General features: G+C 28.2%; 20 protein-coding genes. 9 read left to right on the forward strand and 11 right to left on the reverse strand.

The genetic code is table 11. The features are described 5' to 3' along the window. Window positions 1-30: 30 nt before the first annotated feature. From ABNT65_RS00440 to ABNT65_RS00460, 5 genes are all read left to right on the forward strand, one after another. On the forward strand, window positions 31-549 hold the full coding sequence (locus tag ABNT65_RS00440) for a hypothetical protein (RefSeq protein WP_348746837.1): 519 nt from the start codon (window positions 31-33) through the stop codon (window positions 547-549). Between the two features lie 148 nt (window positions 550-697). Further along, entirely contained in the window at window positions 698-955 is a 258-nt protein-coding gene (locus ABNT65_RS00445) for a hypothetical protein (protein WP_348746838.1), read from the forward strand. Window positions 956-1,391: 436 nt separating this feature from the next. Then, window positions 1,392-2,672, forward strand: coding sequence for a hypothetical protein (locus ABNT65_RS00450; RefSeq protein WP_348746839.1), 1,281 nt, complete (start codon window positions 1,392-1,394; stop codon window positions 2,670-2,672). Between the two features lie 155 nt (window positions 2,673-2,827). Further along, the gene (locus tag ABNT65_RS00455) at window positions 2,828-3,394 is read left to right on the forward strand and encodes a hypothetical protein (RefSeq protein ID WP_348737140.1); all 567 of its coding nucleotides are present in this window, start codon (window positions 2,828-2,830) and stop codon (window positions 3,392-3,394) included. A gap of 371 nt (window positions 3,395-3,765) precedes the next feature. Further along, complete coding sequence (locus tag ABNT65_RS00460; protein ID WP_348746840.1) at window positions 3,766-4,395, forward strand: hypothetical protein; 630 nt, start codon at window positions 3,766-3,768, stop codon at window positions 4,393-4,395. A gap of 121 nt (window positions 4,396-4,516) precedes the next feature. On the opposite strand, the gene ABNT65_RS00465 is transcribed toward ABNT65_RS00460, so the two are convergent. Next, window positions 4,517-6,973: a T9SS type A sorting domain-containing protein gene (locus ABNT65_RS00465; protein ID WP_348746841.1), complete on the reverse strand. Its 2,457-nt coding sequence runs from the start codon at window positions 6,971-6,973 to the stop codon at window positions 4,517-4,519. Between the two features lie 312 nt (window positions 6,974-7,285). On the opposite strand from ABNT65_RS00465, the gene ABNT65_RS00470 reads away from it, so the two are divergent. After that, the gene (locus tag ABNT65_RS00470; RefSeq protein ID WP_348746842.1) at window positions 7,286-10,447 is read left to right on the forward strand and encodes a S41 family peptidase; all 3,162 of its coding nucleotides are present in this window, start codon (window positions 7,286-7,288) and stop codon (window positions 10,445-10,447) included. A 5-nt stretch (window positions 10,448-10,452) separates the two neighbouring features. Beyond that, window positions 10,453-10,866, forward strand: coding sequence for a lipocalin family protein (locus ABNT65_RS00475; RefSeq protein WP_348746843.1), 414 nt, complete (start codon window positions 10,453-10,455; stop codon window positions 10,864-10,866). A 190-nt stretch (window positions 10,867-11,056) separates the two neighbouring features. On the opposite strand, the gene ABNT65_RS00480 is transcribed toward ABNT65_RS00475, so the two are convergent. Continuing rightward, window positions 11,057-12,004: a peptidase gene (locus ABNT65_RS00480; RefSeq protein ID WP_348746844.1), complete on the reverse strand. Its 948-nt coding sequence runs from the start codon at window positions 12,002-12,004 to the stop codon at window positions 11,057-11,059. Between the two features lie 224 nt (window positions 12,005-12,228). On the opposite strand from ABNT65_RS00480, the gene ABNT65_RS00485 reads away from it, so the two are divergent. Continuing rightward, on the forward strand, window positions 12,229-13,425 hold the full coding sequence (locus ABNT65_RS00485) for a C10 family peptidase (protein WP_348746845.1): 1,197 nt from the start codon (window positions 12,229-12,231) through the stop codon (window positions 13,423-13,425). A 44-nt stretch (window positions 13,426-13,469) separates the two neighbouring features. Here the strand turns inward: ABNT65_RS00485 and ABNT65_RS00490 are convergent, their stop codons facing one another. The 7 genes from ABNT65_RS00490 to ABNT65_RS00520 form a co-directional block, all read right to left on the reverse strand. Beyond that, window positions 13,470-13,925: an HAD domain-containing protein gene (locus ABNT65_RS00490; RefSeq protein WP_348746846.1), complete on the reverse strand. Its 456-nt coding sequence runs from the start codon at window positions 13,923-13,925 to the stop codon at window positions 13,470-13,472. A 3-nt stretch (window positions 13,926-13,928) separates the two neighbouring features. After that, window positions 13,929-14,201, reverse strand: a complete 273-nt coding sequence (locus ABNT65_RS00495; RefSeq protein WP_348746847.1) for a DUF3781 domain-containing protein — start codon at window positions 14,199-14,201, stop codon at window positions 13,929-13,931. Window positions 14,202-14,390: 189 nt separating this feature from the next. Further along, a complete protein-coding gene (locus ABNT65_RS00500; RefSeq protein WP_348746848.1) occupies window positions 14,391-14,816 on the reverse strand; it encodes a hypothetical protein in 426 nt (141 codons plus the stop codon). 57 nt (window positions 14,817-14,873) lie between these two features. Further along, entirely contained in the window at window positions 14,874-15,488 is a 615-nt protein-coding gene (locus ABNT65_RS00505; RefSeq protein WP_348746849.1) for a hypothetical protein, read from the reverse strand. A 71-nt stretch (window positions 15,489-15,559) separates the two neighbouring features. Further along, window positions 15,560-16,210: an HAD family hydrolase gene (locus tag ABNT65_RS00510; protein WP_348746850.1), complete on the reverse strand. Its 651-nt coding sequence runs from the start codon at window positions 16,208-16,210 to the stop codon at window positions 15,560-15,562. An 80-nt stretch (window positions 16,211-16,290) separates the two neighbouring features. Further along, a complete protein-coding gene (locus tag ABNT65_RS00515; RefSeq protein WP_348746851.1) occupies window positions 16,291-17,685 on the reverse strand; it encodes a serine hydrolase in 1,395 nt (464 codons plus the stop codon). A 155-nt stretch (window positions 17,686-17,840) separates the two neighbouring features. Next, window positions 17,841-18,374: a hypothetical protein gene (locus ABNT65_RS00520; RefSeq protein ID WP_348746852.1), complete on the reverse strand. Its 534-nt coding sequence runs from the start codon at window positions 18,372-18,374 to the stop codon at window positions 17,841-17,843. Between the two features lie 324 nt (window positions 18,375-18,698). Here ABNT65_RS00520 and ABNT65_RS00525 point away from each other — a divergent pair, with 324 nt between their 5' ends. Continuing rightward, window positions 18,699-18,992 (forward strand): hypothetical protein, encoded by a 294-nt coding sequence (locus tag ABNT65_RS00525; protein ID WP_348746853.1) that lies wholly within the window; start codon window positions 18,699-18,701, stop codon window positions 18,990-18,992. Window positions 18,993-19,289: 297 nt separating this feature from the next. On the opposite strand, the gene ABNT65_RS00530 is transcribed toward ABNT65_RS00525, so the two are convergent. Both ABNT65_RS00530 and ABNT65_RS00535 read right to left on the reverse strand, forming a co-directional pair. Next, the gene (locus ABNT65_RS00530; RefSeq protein ID WP_348746854.1) at window positions 19,290-20,054 is read right to left on the reverse strand and encodes a hypothetical protein; all 765 of its coding nucleotides are present in this window, start codon (window positions 20,052-20,054) and stop codon (window positions 19,290-19,292) included. A 120-nt stretch (window positions 20,055-20,174) separates the two neighbouring features. Continuing rightward, window positions 20,175-21,299 (reverse strand): hypothetical protein, encoded by a 1,125-nt coding sequence (locus ABNT65_RS00535; RefSeq protein WP_348746855.1) that lies wholly within the window; start codon window positions 21,297-21,299, stop codon window positions 20,175-20,177. Window positions 21,300-21,305 lie beyond the last annotated feature (6 nt).

Raw genomic sequence — 21,305 nt, forward strand, 5'->3', positions numbered from 1 at the left:
TTTGATGTTGAACAAATCAATATTTAAATTATGAAAAGAATTTTTGTTTTTACATTGCTTGTAAGCAGTTTGTTTTTATCATCATGTCAGTCTGATGATACCTCACCAATAAATGAAATTAAAGGAGAGCAGCTAGCTATCAGTGATTTTTTTGAAAAAATTGCAGCTATGAATTTAAAAGTACCAGAGGGTAATGTAGTTTATATTAGTTATTCTTATGATAAAGCAAACGGACTTATAGAGTTTTTACAATCAGAAGAAAGGGAGTTTCCTTTTCCTATATATTTAGCAGAAAGTAAAGAGGCTGTAAAAGGAAAAACTTTTGCTAAAGATGAATATAAGGTTTCTTGTGAAATGGGAGGAACGGGAAGTCAAAATTGGACAAAAACGTGTTCATCTGCATGGAAGTGCGGAAAATTAGCTAAAAAATGTTTAGATGCTGGTGGTTGTGCTACGGTTTGTGCGGCGCAAATGGTTTATTTACCAGATGTAAGAGAGTTTTTAATCTTAGATGAAGAAGATTATATAAAATTTAATGACAGAAATTAAGTTGTAATACATATACTTTATAAACAAAAACTAGGCAATACGCCTAGTTTTTTGTTTGGTTTAAGTTATTGAAAAATTAGGTTTTTACTGGGGTGTTTTTTGTGAGAGATTATAGGTGAGTTCGCTGATGCTTACAGTCGGTTCGCTGATGTTTGCAGTCGGTTCGCTGATGCTTGCAGTCGGTTCGCTGATGTTTGCTGTCAGTTCGCTGATGTTTGCAGTCGGTTCGCTAATGTTTGCAGTCGGTTCGCTGACACTTGCAGTCAGTTCGCTGATGTTTGCAGTTGGTTCGCTGATGTTTGCAGTCAGTTCGCTGATACTTGCAGTCGGTTCGCTGATGTTTACATTCGGTTCGCTGATACTTGCAGTTGGTTCGCTAATACTTTCCCATGATTCATTTTTATAAATAATAGAGACCGTACATTAAAGTGTCTTATGAATCGAATAATACTCGAGGATTATATGTTTAGTCTAATTTTTACTTTGTAAAAAGCTAGTTTATCATGTCTATGTTTATGAATTCGGTACGAAAAACACTGAAGTTTAATGGTATCAGGCTAAATACTTTAATGATTTGTTATAATCCTAGAAGGCTTGTGTCTATTTTAGGAATAGAAACGCTAAAAAGTAGGTTGAAAGAACTATATATTGTGTTTTATGAGGAAGTAAACGGGTTTTTAGCTTTTTGCACATTGTTCTTTCATTTTGGAAGCGATACAATTAAAAAAAATATAGTTTTTAAACTTACGCTTTTAGTCTATATTTGAGTATTAGTAAAAACATTAAGAGATAGGAGTTTCTGCACAGACTCCCGTTAGGCATAATTTATCACACGTAAAAAAATGGACAGTAACCCAAAAGGAAATGAAGGAGAAAATTTTGTAAATACAATCGCAAATAATATTTTTCTTGAGTATTGGTGTTACCCAAGTCCGAAAGATGAAAAAGGAGATAAAAAAGAAATCTGTGACTTATTAATAACCTTTAGAGATACGTTAATAATAATTTCAGTAAAAAATTATGACTTCAAAGACAACTATAACAGATACTTTAATAATACAATTGAGAAAGCTTTAAAACAAATTCAAGGAGCTGAAAAAAAATTATTTGGAAACAAAAATGTTTTTATTAAACATCCTAAAAAGGAGATAGAATTATTTGATAAAAGCCGCTATTCAAAAGTTTTCAGAATAATTGTTAATCTTGGAAAAGGTTTAAAGTTTTACCATCCATCAAGCTATACTAAATCTGGAAAACATGTAACCATTATGGATGGAACAGCTTGGTTTGCAATTACCAATGAAATGAATACTGTTAAGGATTTGACAAATTACTTATCCGCAAGAGAAAAATTATTGAGTAGTAAATCTGTGATTATGCTTTTCTGTAGTGATGATGAATATGATAAAGATACTCACGAAAAATTTACAGAAAGAATAACTAAAACACAACCTAAAAGTGAAAAGCATATTTATATTTCAGGTAGTGAATTGGATTTATTAGCTTCTTATGTAAATAATTCTAACAGTTATCCTAAAAAAATTACAGATGACAGTTATGATGGTTTATTTTTTGACATAGATGGAACTTGGAAAAACTTTATTTCTGACCCAATATTTCTCAAAAAAAAGGAGAAAGACCAACAGAGCTTCTTCATAGATAAGTTTATACAAAACGAAATTGGATATAGAAAAGAACTTAAAGTATTAGCAGAAAAATTAATGTCTTTGAATAGATTTGAAAGACGAATTATATCTGAAAATTTTTTTGCTTTCTATAAAAAGTATAAAATAGGTTATGAAAAGCATTTTGCAAGAGCATTTACAGATGTTTCAGATTTCGGCTTTATATTTGCAAAATATCCAAGAGACTTACAAGGAGAAACACTTGATAATGTTCTAATTTTAGCAATAGATAGTTTTGCTGTTCATACCGAATATTTAAGAACTGATTTTATAATCATTGCATACCACGATGATTTTAAAGGGTTAAAGTATAGTAATTTTGAGTTAGCAAATAAATTTAGTAAACAAGAAGAAAAAGAAATAATGGAAGATGCCAAATCTTTAGGTTGGTTTTCTGAATCTTTTAATTATAGAAAGATTAATGAAAAAGAATATTAAAAACTATGCCATAACAATGGCTAAAGTTAATGTGGGTTTGATTTCTACTCCATTGTTTTGTGGTTTTTAATTAGTTGGAAATCTAGTAGATTTGTAGGGGTAATGGATATTTGCGTAATAAGTATATACAATGTTACCTTTAATATAAAAATACAATGAAAAAAAACATATTTTTAGGAATATTCTGCTTTTTAAGTCTTTTAACGTATTCTCAAAAGACAATTCCTGTTGAGATTATCTTGAAAAATAAAGACACTTTAAAAGGAGAAATGAAAGTAAAAACGAATCTTTTTGATAAACAATTAATATATCCTTCGAGCTTTAATGGAAAAGTAATATTCTATAATTCAGTTGGAGAAAAAACAAAAATAAAGTCTAAAGAAATATCTGAACTTACTTTTACAGATTTCAAAGGAAAAAATAGAAAATTTATTAAAATAAAGGAATTTAAAAATCATATAGTTGAATTAATCTATTCAAATAAAGTTCGTTGGTATAAGCATTATTATTACGATTCTTATAATCATACGGAAAATACTGTTGAAGAACTTTTTGACGAAAATGGAAAACAGTTTAGTATTGGACTTTTTAATAGTTATCGGAAAAAAATGAGAAAATTCACTAAAGAAAACTCTAATTTGAATGAATTTATTAATAATAACGATATGAAAAAAAACGAAAACATTTTGAAAGTCATTAAAATGTATGAAAAACAAATATAAAGTGCTACAGCCAATAAAATAACTAAGTCTTCTGACTGTTCGTAGACCAAAGTTTGAAGATGGTGTTGATTAAAGCCATGAAAGTTTAGCCAAAATTTAAGATATTTATGGGGTTGTGTAGCCTTTTTTTAGTGATAAAAAGTTTGTTTATAGTTTATCTCTATAGCTACTAGTAAAACTGTAAGAAAATGTAAATAGAATAATAGTATATACTTGTTATGAAAATTATATAACTACAATATTATCAAGAGTAATGACTTAAAAAGAATGATGTTCAAGTGTTTTGTGGTTTTTAATGAGTGGGAAATCTAGTAGATTTGTAGTGTATAAAGGATGTAATAGTAATTACTATTATATTGTTGTTTGAGAAAATGAAAAAAAAATCCATTAAATATTTAATAATAATTTTAATAAACCTGATAATTCTGACAGGATTATTAGCTTATTGGACTGATTTTATTGAATTGAAATTTAATAATTGGGTCAGACCAATTGAATTCTTAAAGATACTTGGAGTTTCTTTACTGTCTATAATTGGAATTAAAATAGCTATTAGATTCTTCAGAAAACTAAATACTAGTATAAGAAATAGAATCATAATATCTAGTTTATTGACTATTTCAATCTCTTCTTTTCAGTATTTTAACTATTCAAAAAAAATCTACCAGAATAGAATACTAAATGGTAGGTTAAGAAATGAATTGGCAATGAAAATTAAACCAGCTAATGGACTTGCTTATGGAACAAAAGCTGATAATTTGACTTACAAAGAATACGAATTGTTAGCCAAAATTAAATGGTTTCCAAGATTACAAAAGAATGCAGATAGTATTTCTTATTATTACACTTATGACGGATTTCTTCCTGATTACTCCTTTGATGTCAGCTATAGTTTACCAAATAATATTGAAATAGACTCGACCGAATTTAAATACGGAAAAATAAAAATAGACACTATCGGAAATAAAAAGCGAATAACTTATAGTGAATACCAACAATAAAACCTACTGGCAATAACTAAATCTTTAAACTGACCGCAGACCAAAGTCTGAAGATTGTGTTTACTAAATTCTTCAAGACTTAGCGTAATTTTAATGTAATCTATGGGGTTCGGTTCTATATTTACTCTTTGATAATCTTACGTACTCCACTACCAAAATTAGTTTCTATTTCTATTAAATAAATTCCTGGAGATAAATTAGAAATATCAAAATCAGTTTTGTTTTTATTATCGGTAATAACTTTTTGATAAATTTTTTCACCTAACAAACTATATATTGTAATTGATTTGATATTTTTATTTACATTAATTTCAATATTATTTTTAGCAGGATTAGGGTATAAGTCTAATTCAATATTTTTACTATAGTCTAATAAACTTGCCGTACTAGAACAATTACTATCTACAGTTGTATTTATACCTATGGAATTAATTAATGATTGAATTTCGGTGATTTGTGAATTATCAGCGCAGATGTATTTTAAATTTGGGTTATCATCTAAGCTTATGGAAGATTCATTTACTCCATTCTTAATTAGTAATGTTTCTAATTGATTTTTTTCAACTCCAAGAACGTCTAATTTTGTTAAATGATTTAAATCTAAAGAACTTAAATTATTGTCATATAAACTTAACTGTTCAATATTGTTAGCACCTGAAAGGTTTATAGATTGTAAATTACTTGAACCAATTGAAACATTTTTTAGATTACCAAAGCCAGAGAAATCAATAGAAAGTAAATTAATATCCCAAACTTCAAAAGTTTCTAAATTTTTAGAACCTATTAGGTTAATAGAAGATAAGTCGCCTCCAGTTATACAAGTAAAACGTTTCAAATTATTTAAATTACTTAAATCTACAGTTTTCAAACTATGAGGATTTACATCAAAGGAAAAATCTATAGTCTCTAAATTTATATTTCCATTCAAATTTAATGATTCAAGATTATGACAAGGTCCAATACTTAAATTTTTAAGAGCTATTAAGTTACTTAAATCTAATGAGGAAATAGTTTCATCATTTCCTTTACCTCCTATATATAATTTTATTAAACTAGACATTCCAATAAGATTAACTGAGTTTAATTTATCTGACTTTATAAATAACTCTTTAAGAGATGATGAGTTTAATAGATTAACCTTTTTAAGGTTAGAAGTAATTGGTAAATCTAGTTTTGTTAAATTAGTACAATTTACTAGGTTAAGAGTCTCCAATTTGCTAGAATCACTATACCCAAAAAAATCGAGATTAAGATTTATTATGGGATTTGAAGATAAATCTAGATATTTTAGATTTAGTGATTGTGATAAATCAATATTAGTTAATTGATTAGTAGCACTAAGGTTAATTTTTTCTAATGAAGGGGTTTTTGCTAAGGCTATTGAAGTTAACTTTTTAGAATTACATACTAGATTACCTAAAGAGGAGGCGTTATTTAAATTTATAGCTCTTAACGAGTTGGCATTACTTGTATTTAAGTTTGTTAATTGAGTACAATTTGTAAGAGTTAATGTTTCAATATTGCTCAAGTTACTAATATCAAGACTTGTTATTGGAGTATATGATAAGTTTAAAGATTTTAAATTAACTAATTCAGAAACATCTATGTTAGTTAGTTTGTTGGAAGCACTAAGATTTAAATTCTCTAAAGAAGAAGCTCCATCTAAAATTACCGAAGATAATTTTTTAGAATTATATACTAATTCAGTTAAAGAACTCGAATTAGTCAAATTTATTTTTGTTATTGAGTTAGAGTTTTCAGTATTTATACTTTCTAGTACACTACAACCAGATAAATTTACTGTTTCTAATGAATATAAACTATTAATATTTAAACTTGTTATTGGAGTATATGATAAGTTTAAAGATTTTAAATTAAATAACCCAGATAAATCAATGTTAGTTAGTTTATTAGTAGTACTAAGATTTAAAAACTCTAAAGAAAAGGCTCCTTTTAAAATTACTGAAGATAATTTTTGAGAATTACATACTAATTCAGTTAAAGAACCCGAATTAGTTAAATTTATAGTTTCTAAAGAATTAGTATTTTCAGTATTAAGGTTTTCTAATGAATTACAATAAGAAATATTTAAAGTTTTCAAAGAATTTAAATTGCTAACGTTTAAGCTTACCACTTGATTAGATGATAAGTCTAAAAATTTTAAATTGCTAAAATTAGAAAGATTAATTGAGCTTAATTGGTTGTTATGTAAATCAATATTTTCTAAACTAAAAATTCCTGTTAAATTAATTGTTGTTAGTAGGTTATTACTGAAATTAACTTTTGTTAAATTAGACAAAGTTGTTAAATCAATAACTTTTATTTGGTTTGTTGCACAGTTTAAATCTAATAAATTTGTAAAAAACTGAATACCCTCTAAATCAGAAATATTCTTATTAGATAGTTCTAAATCAGAAACAGCTAGTGCCTCGTCTTCTTCTATTTCACCATCTTCATTTGTATCAACCCCAGCTGCAATTAAAGCATTTTTAAAATTAGTATCAGGGATATTAATAATTTGACCAAAAGAAGATAATATAATAAATAAAAAAGAGAATAACAAGTGATTTTTTTTCATAATGATTATAATTTTTTTTCCAAATATAAAAGATTTTAAACAAAAGAGAGTCTCTAAAAAGACAGTTTTTATAGATATTTTTTAAGTAAGTAAGAAAGTAATTTTTAAACTTTCAAGTTCTACTCTAATTTAGATAAAGTAGCTCAAGATAATTTAAAATTCAAAAAAGAAAATAATCTTAAGTCTTATAATCTAGCAATAAAACATGAATACTTTTTGTTGTAGATACCCTAAAAAAATGTTAAGATATTGCTAAATATTATAGAATAATAAGTTAATAGGGTACTTTAGTAACATAAATTCAAAAGTTACATGTTCAACAAACAACTATTACTTGTGGTAACTTTGCTTAGTTCCTTTTTACAAGCACAAACCACATTCATTCGTCAACCCCAAATAAGTCCAGATGCTACCCAAATGGCTTTTAGTTATTATGGAGATATATGGATTTATCAATTCAATACACAACAAGCCAATAGACTCACCATTCACGAAGGCTATGATAGCAACCCTGTATGGAAAACTAATGGCAAACAATTAGCCTTTGCCTCTAACAGAGAAGGAAATACCAATGTATTTACCATTCCGGTAACAGGAGGTATGCCTAAACAATTAACCTACTATCCTACAGATAACATTCCTACTAGCTGGAATAAGGCAAGTATTACTTTTACAACTAATAGAGTTTTTAAAGGACCAGAATGGGATGCACAAATATATAGTGTAGATGAAAATGGAAGTACCCCTAATCGTTTATTAACTGCTTATGGAAGCATGGCTAGTGTATCACCTAATGGAAAATTAATAGCCTATGTAAAAGGAGCTTGTCGTACAGCACGTGAAGATTATGAAGGAGCTGCGCAAAGAGATGTTTGGATATACAATACACAAACCAAACAATACCATCAAATAACCACTAGTTTAAAAAACGACCATTCACCAATGTGGGATGGACAAGGAAATTTATATTATATAGGTGCTAAAAGCGGACGTTATAATATTTACAAACAAAACATTACACCTACAGGAAAAGCAACAGGTAGTGCAACGCAGTTAACTAAGCAAACAAAGGATGGAATCCGTTACTTTTCAGTAAGTACTAACGGAGTTATTGTGTATACCGCAGGTATTGATACCTATCTGTTAAAAAACGGAACGGCTAAAAAATTAACCTTAAACATTGCGTCTGATAATCGTTTTAACACAGAAGAAACTAAAACAGTAAGAAATGGTATTACCAATTATGCTATATCACCTAATGGAAAGCAAGTTGCTTTAGAAATACATGGAGATATTTTTGTAAAACAAAACGATAAAGAAAAGAAACGTTCTAATAATATTAGTAAGCATAATTTTAGAGATAAAAATCCACAATGGATAGATGATAAAACGGTGTTGTTTGTTTCTGATAGAGATGGGCAATTTGAGATCTACAAAGCCTTTTCAAAAGATACCTTAGTAGGTTTGCATAGAAGTTTAAAAGTAACGATAGAAAAGTTAACAACCAGTAAGAAGGATGTAGAAAAAATTCTAATAGCTCCAAGCCGAAAAAAAATAGCCTACCAAGTAGGAAGAGGAACCTTAATGATTGCTGATATTGAAGAAGGGAAATTAAAAAATGCGCAAGAATATGCTAATGATTGGGCAGCTACAGAAGATTTATCTTGGAGTCCAGATAGTAAATACATTGCTTATTCACAAGAAGACTTAAATTTTGATAGTGAAATTTATATTCAATCTGTAGCCAATAAAAATCAAAAAATGAATGTAAGTATGCATCCAAGAAGTGATATGAGTCCAGTTTGGAGTGCAGACGGAAAAAAGTTAGCTTTCTTATCTAACCGTAATGGAATCAATTATGATGTATGGATGGTATGGTTGCAAAAAGAAGATTGGGAAAAAACAAAATTAGATCACGAAGAAGGTGATTATTACCAAAAAGAAGAAAAAAAGGATAAGAAAAAGAAAGACAAAAAGAAGAAAAAGAAAAAAGAAGTAAAGGTAACCATAGATGAAGCTAAGATTTACGATAGATTGGTGCAGGTAACGGCATTATCTGATAATGAATATAGCGTAACTTTTAGTCCAGATAGTAAATCTATTTACTTTTCAGCTACCAATCCTGCTACTAAAAAAAGAAACTTATATAAAGTAAAATGGGATGGAACCAAGCCCAAAGAAGTAAAAGGGTCTAATGGCGCTGGAAGCTTTTCGGAAGCTAAGGGGAAAGTTTACTTTACCGCTATGGGGAATCTAAAAGAAATGAATGCCAAATCAGATAAAGTAACTAGATTACCACATACAGCAACCTATACTGTTACTACCCAAAAACAAAGAGAACAAGTATTTCAAGAAGGAATTAGTGCTTTAACAGAAGGTTTTTACGATCCTGAATTCCATGGGTATAACTGGAAAGCTTTGGTGAAAAAATACAAACCTTGGGTATTGGCAGCCACTACACAACAAGATTATGGATATATGTTTAATTTGTTATTAGGACAGTTAAATGCTAGCCACATGGGATATTATTCAGGAAATCCTGAAAAAGTAAAGGATAACCAAATAGGCTTATTAGGTTTAGAAGTAGAAAATACAACCAAAGGAGCAAAAGTAACCTATGTGTTAGAAAATTCAGTAGCAGATAAATCTAAAAGTAAATTAAAAGTAGGAGATATCATTACCAGTGTAAATGACAAAACTATAAGTGAAACAACCAATTTTTACAGTGTACTTAAGAACACTAAAAATCAAGAAGTTTTACTAACATTAAGTAGTGGTAAAGAAGTAATTATAAGAACACAAAATAGTTTAAAAGATTTACAGTATGAAGCATGGATAACATCACGTAAAGTATTGGTAGATAAGTTTTCAAACGGACAATTAGGGTACATCCATATCAAAGCAATGGGAATGCAAAGTTTTGAGCGTTTTGAACGTGAGTTAAAAGCTAGCGGATACGGTAAAAAAGGAATTGTAATTGATGTACGTTATAATGGAGGTGGTTGGACTACTGATAGATTAATGGCAGTGTTAAACGTAAAACAACACGCGTATACCATACCAAGAGGAGCCGCTAAAAGTTTAAAAAGTCACCAAAGTTTTACTAAAAACTATCCGTTTAATGAACGAGCTATTCTATCAGTAAACACAAAACCATTAGTAGCTTTATGTAATGAAAATAGCTATTCAAATGCTGAAATATTTTCACATGCATTTAAAAATTTAGGCTTAGGGAAATTAGTTGGACAGCCAACCTTTGGAGCAGTAATATCAACAGGAGGAAGAGGTTTACAAAACGGTTTTATAAGAATGCCATTTAGAGCTTGGTTTGTAAAGAAAACAGGAGGTAATATGGAGAATGAAGCACCAGCTACGCCTGACTATTTGGTAAAGAATGCTCCAGGATGGAAAAATAGAGGAGAAGATGCACAGTTAAAAAAGGCTGTTGAGGTATTGTTACAAGAAGTAAACTAAAAAGGATGAACATTATAAAAAGAAATAGAAAAAAGTTAGTTTTTGTTGGCGCCCTAGTTTGTAGCTTAACTTTATTAGAAGCTTGTAAATTAAAAAGTAAGGATAAAGTTAGTAATACGACTCATCAGAAGGAAAGTTCAAATTCCTATAAAGAACTATTGATAGGTTCGTGGTTAGATACTTCCAAATCTGAACTCCATTTTACGTTGTTTAAAGACGGATCGGCACGTTCAGATAATATGGCAACGCTGCTATATAAAAAATGGAGATTGAACGGTGCTACGCTAATACTAACTGAAGAAAGTATAGGAAACGGAAGTTCATCAATAGGAGAATATTCGTATGAAATACAAACCTTGAACGCACAAGAAATGATTTTAAAACAAGGAAATTATTTACTAAAATATACTAGAAAGTAATTTTCTTTTTATTGCTAGACTTACTACATAAAACGAAGCACCAAAGTGCTTCGTTTTTTTATGAAATATTAGTCGAAAAAATTAGGATAATTAGTTGTTTTTTAGTTTTGAAAGATATAAAGTGGTTTTAGTTCTTCATTAAAGCATCATTATCATCTAAATAAAAAGTAATGAAGTTAAAAGTGCCTACTTAACTAGTTTTAAGTTCATTATTAAATTGTTGAATAATTTCAACGATGTCGGTTTCTTGATACTTTCTTGAAAAATGTACAGGAGTAGCTTGTTTAACCTTAGATAAACGCATAATTTCTGCTGATTTTTTAGCGTAACTATGGAAGTTTATTTTGGCAAACTCTTTGTCTTCATTTTTATAAAAAGACTCAATAAGCACTTGGTTACAGTGATAAAAATGTTTTTTAATTTTTAAATGGTTTTCACTATGTGCAGCATGATCCATAATAATACCTAAACTGTCACCTTCTTGAACTTGTAATAAATGAAACAATTCTTTAGCCTGATAACTTTGTGACTCAATAGTTATGGTAGGGTCGGTATTAGATGTAAAAGCATCTTTTAATTCTTTTACCCATTTTCCACCTTTAAAACCACTAGATTGGATGTCTATTTTTACCGTATTGTTCTCTTTAAACCTATAGGCAAGTGTTGGTGTTTTATGATCTAATAATATACCACTAACTTCAAAAGCCTTTGTTTTAAATAACAAATTACTAGCTTCAGTAGAAAGTTGCTCTAGTTGCCAAAATGGAGGCTTCAATTCATATTTAGTAATTGTATTAGTAGAAGTTAATTCTCTAATTTCATAGGTAATGGCATTTTCTTCAATTAAATTCCAAGTATAACTTTGCAACCTAGCCTGAATTTGTTGTGCTATATTTTTAGGGCCACAAATAACAACACTTCTTTGAATACCTATTTGATGACGAATGATAGCATCAAAATTCACAAAATGATCAATATGTGTATGGCTAATAAAAATAGCATTACAATTTTGTATTTCTTTTACAGTAAGTAAACTGGCATCACCACATTCACATAAATAATTCCAAGAGTGATTGTCTAATTTCACTAAAATAGAAATGTCTTCATTAGGTAAGCTTTTAATTTGGTATGTAAACATTTGTTTGAATGTGTTTTAGGAGGTTTTTATTAGGGTGTTGCTTTTTTTTTTAGATAAACATTGGGGTTTTAGGTTTCTTTTTTGTTAAGAAAGTAACGTTGTTTTGTTATAGTTTTTAACCAATTGTCATCTTTTTGTAAAATGTTAATAAGCGTTTTTTTTTAAGTAAAAGGAAAAGATACATTTGTGCAAAAATCAATAAATAATCAAAAATAACCCTAAAAATGAAAAAAAAATTAGTCCAACTTACAAAGACTTTTATCGCAATTATTTTGCTAACTTCTTGTAATAATCAAGATACGGATAAGTTAGCTCTATCACAAGAAAAAAAGTACGTGGTAAAAGAAGCTTTAGCAAAAGAAATAGCTTTAAAAATGTTAAAAGAAGAAGGTAAAAATGTTGTTGCAGAAAAAGAGTTAGAAGTAACTTCTGTTAAAGATGTGAATCACGATCCGTATTTTCATATTGTAAATGAGAAAAAAGGAAAATCTTTTGTCATTGTTTCTGGAGATAAAAGGTTAGAACCTGTGTTAGCTTTTGGTGATGAGAAGTTTGACTTTGAAAATGCTTCTGAGCAATTAAAATTTTGGATGAAAGGATATGCTAATAAAATTGATTTCATCCGAAAAGATAAGGAAGTTGTAGCGTCAAAAGAAATTACTTCTTTTAATCAAAAAGTAGCAAATATTGGAGCATTCACAAGTTCAAAATTAGTTTCAAAGCAACAAAGAAAAGAAACAGAGTTTGTAAGACAATTAACTTTAACAAGATGGGGACAAAGATGTGTGTATAATAGTTATGCACCAACCAAGGAAGAAGTTGGCTGTGATACCAATGCTAGTTTACCTTGTGGTAGAGCATATACAGGATGTGTAGCTACGTGTTTAGCACAAGTAGTAAATTATTATAAGTCTATGGACGCGTATGATTATACAGCTTTAAACTATGAATACACTGATGCAGACTTAGGAACTAAAAATGGAAATGAAGTAGGAAAACTAATAAAGGAAGTAGCAGATATTATGGATATGAAATATACCTGTAACGGATCAGTATCCTATTCAAGTGACATGTTAAAAAAGGACGTAAGAGAAAGGTTAGGTTTTGATGAGCAATTAAAATCTAAGAGATTAAATACCATGGAAATTGATGAGATTTATAATGAATTAAAAGAAGGAAACCCAATGGTAATTTCAGGAAAAGATTACAACAATGGTAGAAGAGTAGGGCATTTATGGGTAGTTGATGGTTTTTTACGTTATTATGCAGCTAAAGAAGAAAATGACCAAGTATATTTACACTTTAACTTAGGATGGAGTGGTAGTAGTAATGGTTGGTATTTATATAATGATTTTAATTTAGGAAGTTACAATTTGAATCATTACGTAACCATGTATTATAATTTTAGAAAGAGTAATTAATAAATCTTTCTGTTTAATTTTTGCAATTGTAGTCCAGGTTATTTTTATAGCCTGGATTTTTTTATAGCTTCAGAAAGCGCTTCATTATTGAAACCTTTTAAGAATTGTGTTAGCACTAATTGATTTTTATAAGGAATAGCATTTAAGGACTTATCATCATCAATAATTAAAAAATCATTAAGGTTAAAATCATTTATAAAGTTGATGATTTCATCTTTTCTAGATGTACAGTTTTTATATACAGGAAGAAAACCTTTGATGGGTTGAATAATTCCTCTATTAATAAAAATCTGATTAAATTCAGTTAATGTTTTTGTAGTTCTACGAGTAGAACTTAACCAAATATCGAATGTTTTTAGAGTTAAGAGTTTATTAAGGTTAGTTACGCAATTAATGTTAAATTGTGAATAACCATCTGTATGTATTACATCAGCCTTCCATGGTGGTGTAGTAATAAGTACACCATCTAAATCTAAGATTAATATGGTTTTAGGTTTCATTAATTATTTCGAGATGATTAAGGGTAGCTTGTCGGCAGTAATTACTCTATTGGTATAAGAATTAACGGTTAACCTTATATTCTTTTCATTATTTGTGATATAAATATTTTTGCCTTTTTTAACAAAATAAGATTCGTCAGTTTCTAATAGAATTGTAGAAACTAAAGTCTCAATTTCCTGTTTTGAAAGCGCTAAGCTTAATTTTTTATTTATTCTATTATAAACAAGTTCAGTGTAACAAATTTTATTTAAAATCTCTTTTTTATAATCGCTCATTTGTTTTGTAGGTAAATATAGAGGTTAGTTTTTTCAAAAATGAGCAGCCTTTTCTTTTTTAATAGTATTATTTTCAATGTATAATAAGTCTTTAATAGGATTAAATCTGTTTTTGTTATTCTCATTAATGCTACTAGCAAATACTGTCTATAGTCACTAAATATGTTAAAAGTATAGGAACTTAGGTTTTTATTTTCCATAAATCAACTCAGTATAATTTTTGGCATTCATCAAATCAGATTTCCATTTTTCAGTATGCTTTGTAGGTTTTAAGTCAGAGATACGCTCAAGTAAATAATTTCTCAACTGATTAACAGTCCAATTTTCACCAGTTGTTTTGAAATGAATTTCACATTTCCATATATTAGGGATGAACCGTAACCAATTTCGCCATTTGTCAGTCAATTCCTCTTTCCTAATTGCTTTAAAAATTTGGCCATTACAGTCAATGAATAATTTGTTTTTATACAACTCATTAAATATTGATTCTTTGTCGGTATAAATAAATTTATCGAAAATTATATAGTTGTTTATGTCTTCTGAATTCCATTTTTTAGTTGATATGTTAAGTAAAGGAAATACCATTTTTTTGAAATTAGCTACAACGCTGTGCATATGAATTGCTGAGGAGAAGTTTTTATGATTTTAAGTACTTTGTTGTAGTATTGTTTATTACTTTAAATTCTCAAGGTCATCCTTAAAAATGATTTCAAACTTGTCTTTAATATCTGCTCTGTTTTTACCTATTAGATTACAAATGAACTCTCTAACTGTTAAGGTACTTGTGTCAATAGGAGGTTTCTCATTTTTTAAATAATGACCAAATAGGTAATCAAAACCTGTAACAATTAACACTCCAATTAAAAAAAGAACCACAAAGAGTTTGGGATAAGCAAATGAGAAGAGCATATAGATTTCTTCTTTAGAAGCAATGACTAAGTAGGTAATCCATGGGAAAAGAAAGCAGCCTAACAGAAGTAAGTAATACAATGCCAATTTCTCATGCTCTTTAACTGGAAGCGGGAGTTGATTTTTTATTGTATTGTAAATTCTAAGTCTGTCATTAGTATTAATTTTTTTATCTAAAAATGAATCAAGTAATAGTTCATTTTCAAATAGACCTTGTTTTTTTAGAGAATTTAAGATTCTTGATTTTAAAAATAAAAACGCAATATCATGACGTAAGATTATATTACTACGAATGCTTTCTAATTTTTGCTCACTTACAGGAAAGCTAAAATTGTGTTTTTTTTCAAGTTCTTTACTATTTTCAGGATAAGTTCTCATTTAGTATAAGATATGTAGGGTAGAGAATAAGTGTTGTATTTCGGTTTATTACTAAGTTAAATTTACACGTTTTATTTTATTTCAAATTCTCTTAAATCATTAAGAACTAATTCGGCTCCATTATCAATTAATACTTTTTTGTTTTTCAATCCAATACCAATAAATTCTAAATTTAGATTTTTAGCAGTTAATAAGTCCCATAATCCATCTCCAACAGAAATAATTCTATCAAATTTTTCAACGTTGTAAAACTCTTTTGCTCTATGGATTGCGGTTAAAACGATCTCTTCTCTACTATAGATTTCGTCTGATGCAATTAATAACTCTTCGTTATAATCAATCTTTATAGAATTTAGTTTGTGTTTTGCAGGTCTTAAAAGTGAACCTGTAGCAAAGCAAATTCCAAATTCTGTGTTTTTTTCTATAGTATTAATTAACTCTTGAGCTCCTTTTATTTCTTCTATTTTTTCTGCCGAAATTTTTTCAGTCAACCCTTGTTCGAATTCAATTATTTTTGATTTTGAAAAAACATCACCTTTATCAGTTTCGTATATTTCTTTTGCAATAAAAGAATCAGTGTGATGTTTGAAAGTTTTGAATTCAGAATTTATTCTACTCACACCAATTTTGTATAACATTTCAGTAAAAGCTTTTTGATGAATCTTCACACTATCAGTTAAAGTTCCATCAATATCAAATACTATTAAATTCTTTTTTTTCACTTAATTAATTTTTAATTGTGGGTAACGCTCCAACTATATGGGTTAGTATGGGAATTAAAAGTAGTGAACTTTCAATTAAATTATTTAGCTAAAGCTTTTATTTTTTTAATCATTTTTTCAGCATTGGTATTTTTAGCATTTAACTCTAATGATTTTTTATAATTTTCTAAAGCTATACTGTATTGTTTTTGGGTACAATACGCTTCGCCTAAACTGTCATATAAATTAGCATCTTTTGGAAATTCTGAAACGGCTAATTTAAATATGATTATACTTTCGTTTATCTTTTTTTTCGATAATAAATCATAACCTAAACTATTGAGTGCATTTGGATCATCAAAATTATAAAGCTCATAATCATTTTGTTTTAGTTTATGGTAGAGCTTAACACCTTCATTAACATTTTTATGACAGGTTCTACGAATTTGTCTGTAAATAGATTTTTTAGGTAAACTAAACAATTTTCCTTTCATGATATTATGCACAGATTTAATAATATTAAAGGATTGATTTTTATTGTTAGACATTAATAAAATACTCAAGTCGTCCTTTAATTCACTCATAAAAGCAGCTTCAAATTGATAAGATTGTCCACCATGAAGATGCAGTGCCTTTTTAGCATCATAAGAACCTAAAATAGAACCTTTTTCTTGGAAAAATTGATTCACAGAAATTGTTTTAAATGATGCGTCTGTAATTAATGTATTGTGACGTAAGGCTGTTATCCATTTGTTTAAATCATCAATTGTTACCCATAACCAACCTGTGCTTGGGTAAAATTCTCTAGCGTTTTCTTTATGAACATTAAAGCTTCGTGTTCTATTTGGATAATCAAAATCTATATCAAAAGCAGAGTGGTTCATTTTTAAAGGAGTGGTAATGTATTTGTTTACAAATGCTTTAAACGTGTTTTTTGTAACGCTTTCAATAATTATTTTTTGAAGAAAAATACTATTGTTGTTATAATTATAATTGGTTCCTGGTTCAAATAATAAACCAGGTAATTGTTGTAAATCCTCTAAAATATCGTCATCATTTTTTACATTGGCATAATCAATTTGAGGAAGCCCAGCAACATAGTTTAGTAGGTGTTTAATAGTTACTTTTGTTGACCAATCTGGGAGTCCTAAATCAAATTTCGATAAGTTGTCGTTTAAACTTAACTCGCCTTTTTCTACTAACATCAATATAGAAACTGCAACAAACTCTTTAGCAATTGAACCTGGATTAAAAATAGATTCTTTAGTGAGTTTGTTTTTCACTGTACCATCTGTGTAACCAAACGATTTTTGATATACTAATGAGTCATTTCTAGTAACTAAAATATTACCATTAAAAATACCTTTTTCAAAACTGTATTGCATTAGTGAGTCTATAGTTGTGGTATACTTTTTAAAGGATTGTGCCTCTTGTTTTTTTGTGGAGTTACATCCTAGAATGGTTACAGAAAAAATGAGAATAATAAATCTGTTCATTATTTTGATTAATTAATTTTTATAATCAAAGGACAAATTGATTTTAAAATTGTTACAGCTTTTCTTGATTGGTTACACTAGTTTCAGCTAAGGAGTTGTTGTGTTTAGTTTTATCAAGCCATAAAATTCATAAGTAATGTTTTACAACCATTTATTTAGTTAATTTTTAAGTTTAGTATATATTGTTTTATGATATATTTAAGTTCACAAACATCTTTTTTAGTTGGTTTTCTGTCAGCAACTAAGTAAAACATCCAAACCCAAGGATTATCTTTAGTTTCAAAATGAAATGTATACTTATGAAGTAATTTCTCTTTATACATTCCCTTCAGGGGATTTAAAATTACAATTTCTTGGTTTTCTATATAATCTATTCCTACAAAGCTAGGATCTTTCTTTTTGATTTCAATCTCGTCACCTTGGACATCATAAGCTGAGTTTCCCTTTAATCTGAATATGGAAGATTTAGGTGTTTTATAGATATGTAAATTATTATTATCACCCTCAAATTTACCCTTCCATTTTTTAGGCAATTTTAAAGTGAAATTTCTAAGGTTATCAATTAAAGAAATGGAGTCCTTTATTAAATAACAATTACACTTTTTAAAGTCTTTAAAAACATTATTAGCTTGAGCATTACAAATTAATGATGTTAAAAAATAAAGTAATAGTTGAATTTTTATTTTCATAGAATTAATGCTTTGTATAAGCGTAGTAGCGGAATTAAATACGCTAACTAATGTTTCCTATTACTACGATACTTGATAAAAATACAAAACTTCTTTTATGTTTAGTTATGCTTTTATCTTTCGTTCTAACTTTTCTAGTACTTGTGCCATAAAGCTCCCATCTTATTATATTTTTTTTAAACACCGCTCATTCATTAATTAGTTTTGAATTCAAATCAAAAGCAAATTATTCGATTAAATAGCTATTATCAGTTTTTGATATCAATGGTGGAACCCGAAAAGCCAATATAAAAGAGTAGGGATCTAAATTAATTTATTTCAATCATGTCAACAAACACAATTTTTGGTACAATTTCAGCAGACGGTAATATAATATCAGGTTCAGGGTTTTCCGTTAAAAAACAATCAACGGGCAAGTATTTAATTGATTTTAATGAGAATTTTTCTGAAATTCCTGCAATTGTAGGAAGTCAAACAGGGTATGGAGAAGGAGAAGGTCCCACAGATGTTATCGTTTTTCCGTTTTTGGAGAGAGGTTTCGCTACTGCCTTAACAGGTAATGGGGAATTCATTGCAAGTGATCGACAATTTTCTTTCATTGCTATTGGGAAGAAATAATGATCTTTTGATATAGAGGTGTTTAAGTTGTTTTTAAATGCCTCTATTCTTGTTTTTAATTTATACACTTAATAAACAAGGATGAGGTATTGGATTATTGGGAGCAACGTTAAGTATAAGAAACGTAGGGCAGGTGATAAGCGATACGTTTCGGATTGGTACTAAGCCAAATATAAATATTTTGCTTTTATCATTTTTCGTAAATGCCAAATTTTATATTTGGTGACTTTATAAAAAACACAGACTTTCGATTGAGCCATAAATGCCCTATGTTTTTTATACCTTGTTACCAACTGACTATTTTGTGAATTCGATTATCGGAAAAGAAGATTTCCATACTTTTCCAATATCATCTTTACTCTTTGCAAAGAGTACATCAGTCAATTGACTTGCTTTTATTTTATTAAAAAACCTTTCTGAAATGTAGACCCCTGATGAGTAAAAGGGGATTTTGAACAGATCTATTTCTCTGTCAAATGAACTTTTAAAAACAATCTTTTTTGAGAGAAAAGAATAACTCTCAGGATATTTCAATTCCGCATTTTGTTTTATAAAATCTAATCGTTCTTGATGAGAATCAAGCTTTTTGAATTCCTTTTTTGATTTGGTTACCCATATTTCACTTTTATCAAAGTCAATCCACTCATAAAATCTTTCAAAGTTCTTTTTGTCAAATTTTAAATAGTTGTATTTATATTTTTTTGTAGTTGGAATTATATTAAATAACTTTTCTTTTCTCTTTACTGAAGCTGATAAAATAGAGTACTTCGGTAAGTTTAATTCTTTGAAAATATTTAGAGCTTTATTATTTAAAACATATCCATTAAAATGTGTAGAAAAAAGGATGTCATTCAAATTATTAAACTTATCTCCATCATACATTTCACATACTAATATTTTAGTATTTCCTTTTTCAACTTCTATTTCGTATTCTAAAGCTCCAGAATCATTAAGATGAAAAGTATAGTAGGTCATTTTTGCCTTGTTGCCAACGGCTTCGGCTATGATTAGTGCGGAAATAGGGAAGCGGAGGCTTTCAGATTCAGCACTAAGACGAAGCATTTTGTTTGCTTTTATTTTTTTCTATTCAAAAGTCAAATCAAAATGATTTTACGACTTTATAAAAATACACTAAACTTTGGATTAAAAACTAAAACCCGTATTAATCATAGCCAATGTTACTTATTGTTTCTCTATTATTTCTGTAATTCTTATTGGGAATTCATTCTTTCTATCGAGTGTGTAGTTTCGTATAGCTTCTTTATCTTTATCATTTTTTCCTTGGTAATTCATTATTTCTGTTAATTCAACGTGAACAAAATTAATTTCGTCAATTAATCTTAAATATGTTTCAAATGTTGTTCTTTGAGGAATCAAAAATTCAATTTGAGTATTTAACCTTGATTTTCTGTCTTTACCTAAATGTCTTACTATTCTGTTTCTTGTTTGAAATAAGTCAACAGTGTCTCCTTGAATAAAATATTTTTCAGGTCCTATTATTTCAACTTTCAGGGTTGATTCTATTTGTTTAACTTTATGATTATCACAGAACTCACATATATCAACTTTATATTTATTATTCAAGTTATTTATTGATTCAATATTTCTTGTCAATAATTGAATTTGTTCATTATTTTCTCTTTTTGATAACGCTGAAAAATATAATTTATATTCTTTGATTTTAAGCTCTTGTATTATTGGTATTACTTTATTTAAATGTATTCTTTTGTCTATATGCAACCATATTGATTTATTGTTTGATTTTGGAATTTCTTTTAAGTTTGTAATTTTATTTCCATTAAATAACAAAACTGAATTCTCATTTTCTTTTTCGAAAATAACTATTAACTCATTTTCTCTTTTTGAAGGTAAGATAGACTTACCTGTCATCGTTTCCTCTATTAATTGAAATGATTTTGTATATTCTTTAGTTTTTTCAGAAAAATAATTTTGATTTGTTTGACAATTAGAATGTGGAGTTAATTTTAGTACACCATTATGAGATTCCATTAATATTACACCATCCTTATCAATTGAATAGTTGGTCTCAAAAGTGAAATCTACCCAAGGGTCAACAATTATTCTATTTCTTGTCAATTCAATATGAGAACTAAAACAGTTATTATCATTGTCGGAACAATTCTCTTTATTGATAACCATTTTGTTATCTTTTATATTCCATATTTGAAAAGAACTATTGTTGTAATCCCATTCCAAATGATAATGACCATTTAGTTTTTTATTCGAACAAGATTCTAATATTATGAATATAATTATAAAAGCAATAAATTTTATTTTTTCTTTCATTTTTTA

Source organism: Tenacibaculum sp. 190524A02b, assembly GCF_964036645.1.
In the GTDB taxonomy this organism is placed as follows: Bacteria; Bacteroidota; Bacteroidia; order Flavobacteriales; family Flavobacteriaceae; genus Polaribacter; species Polaribacter vairaonense.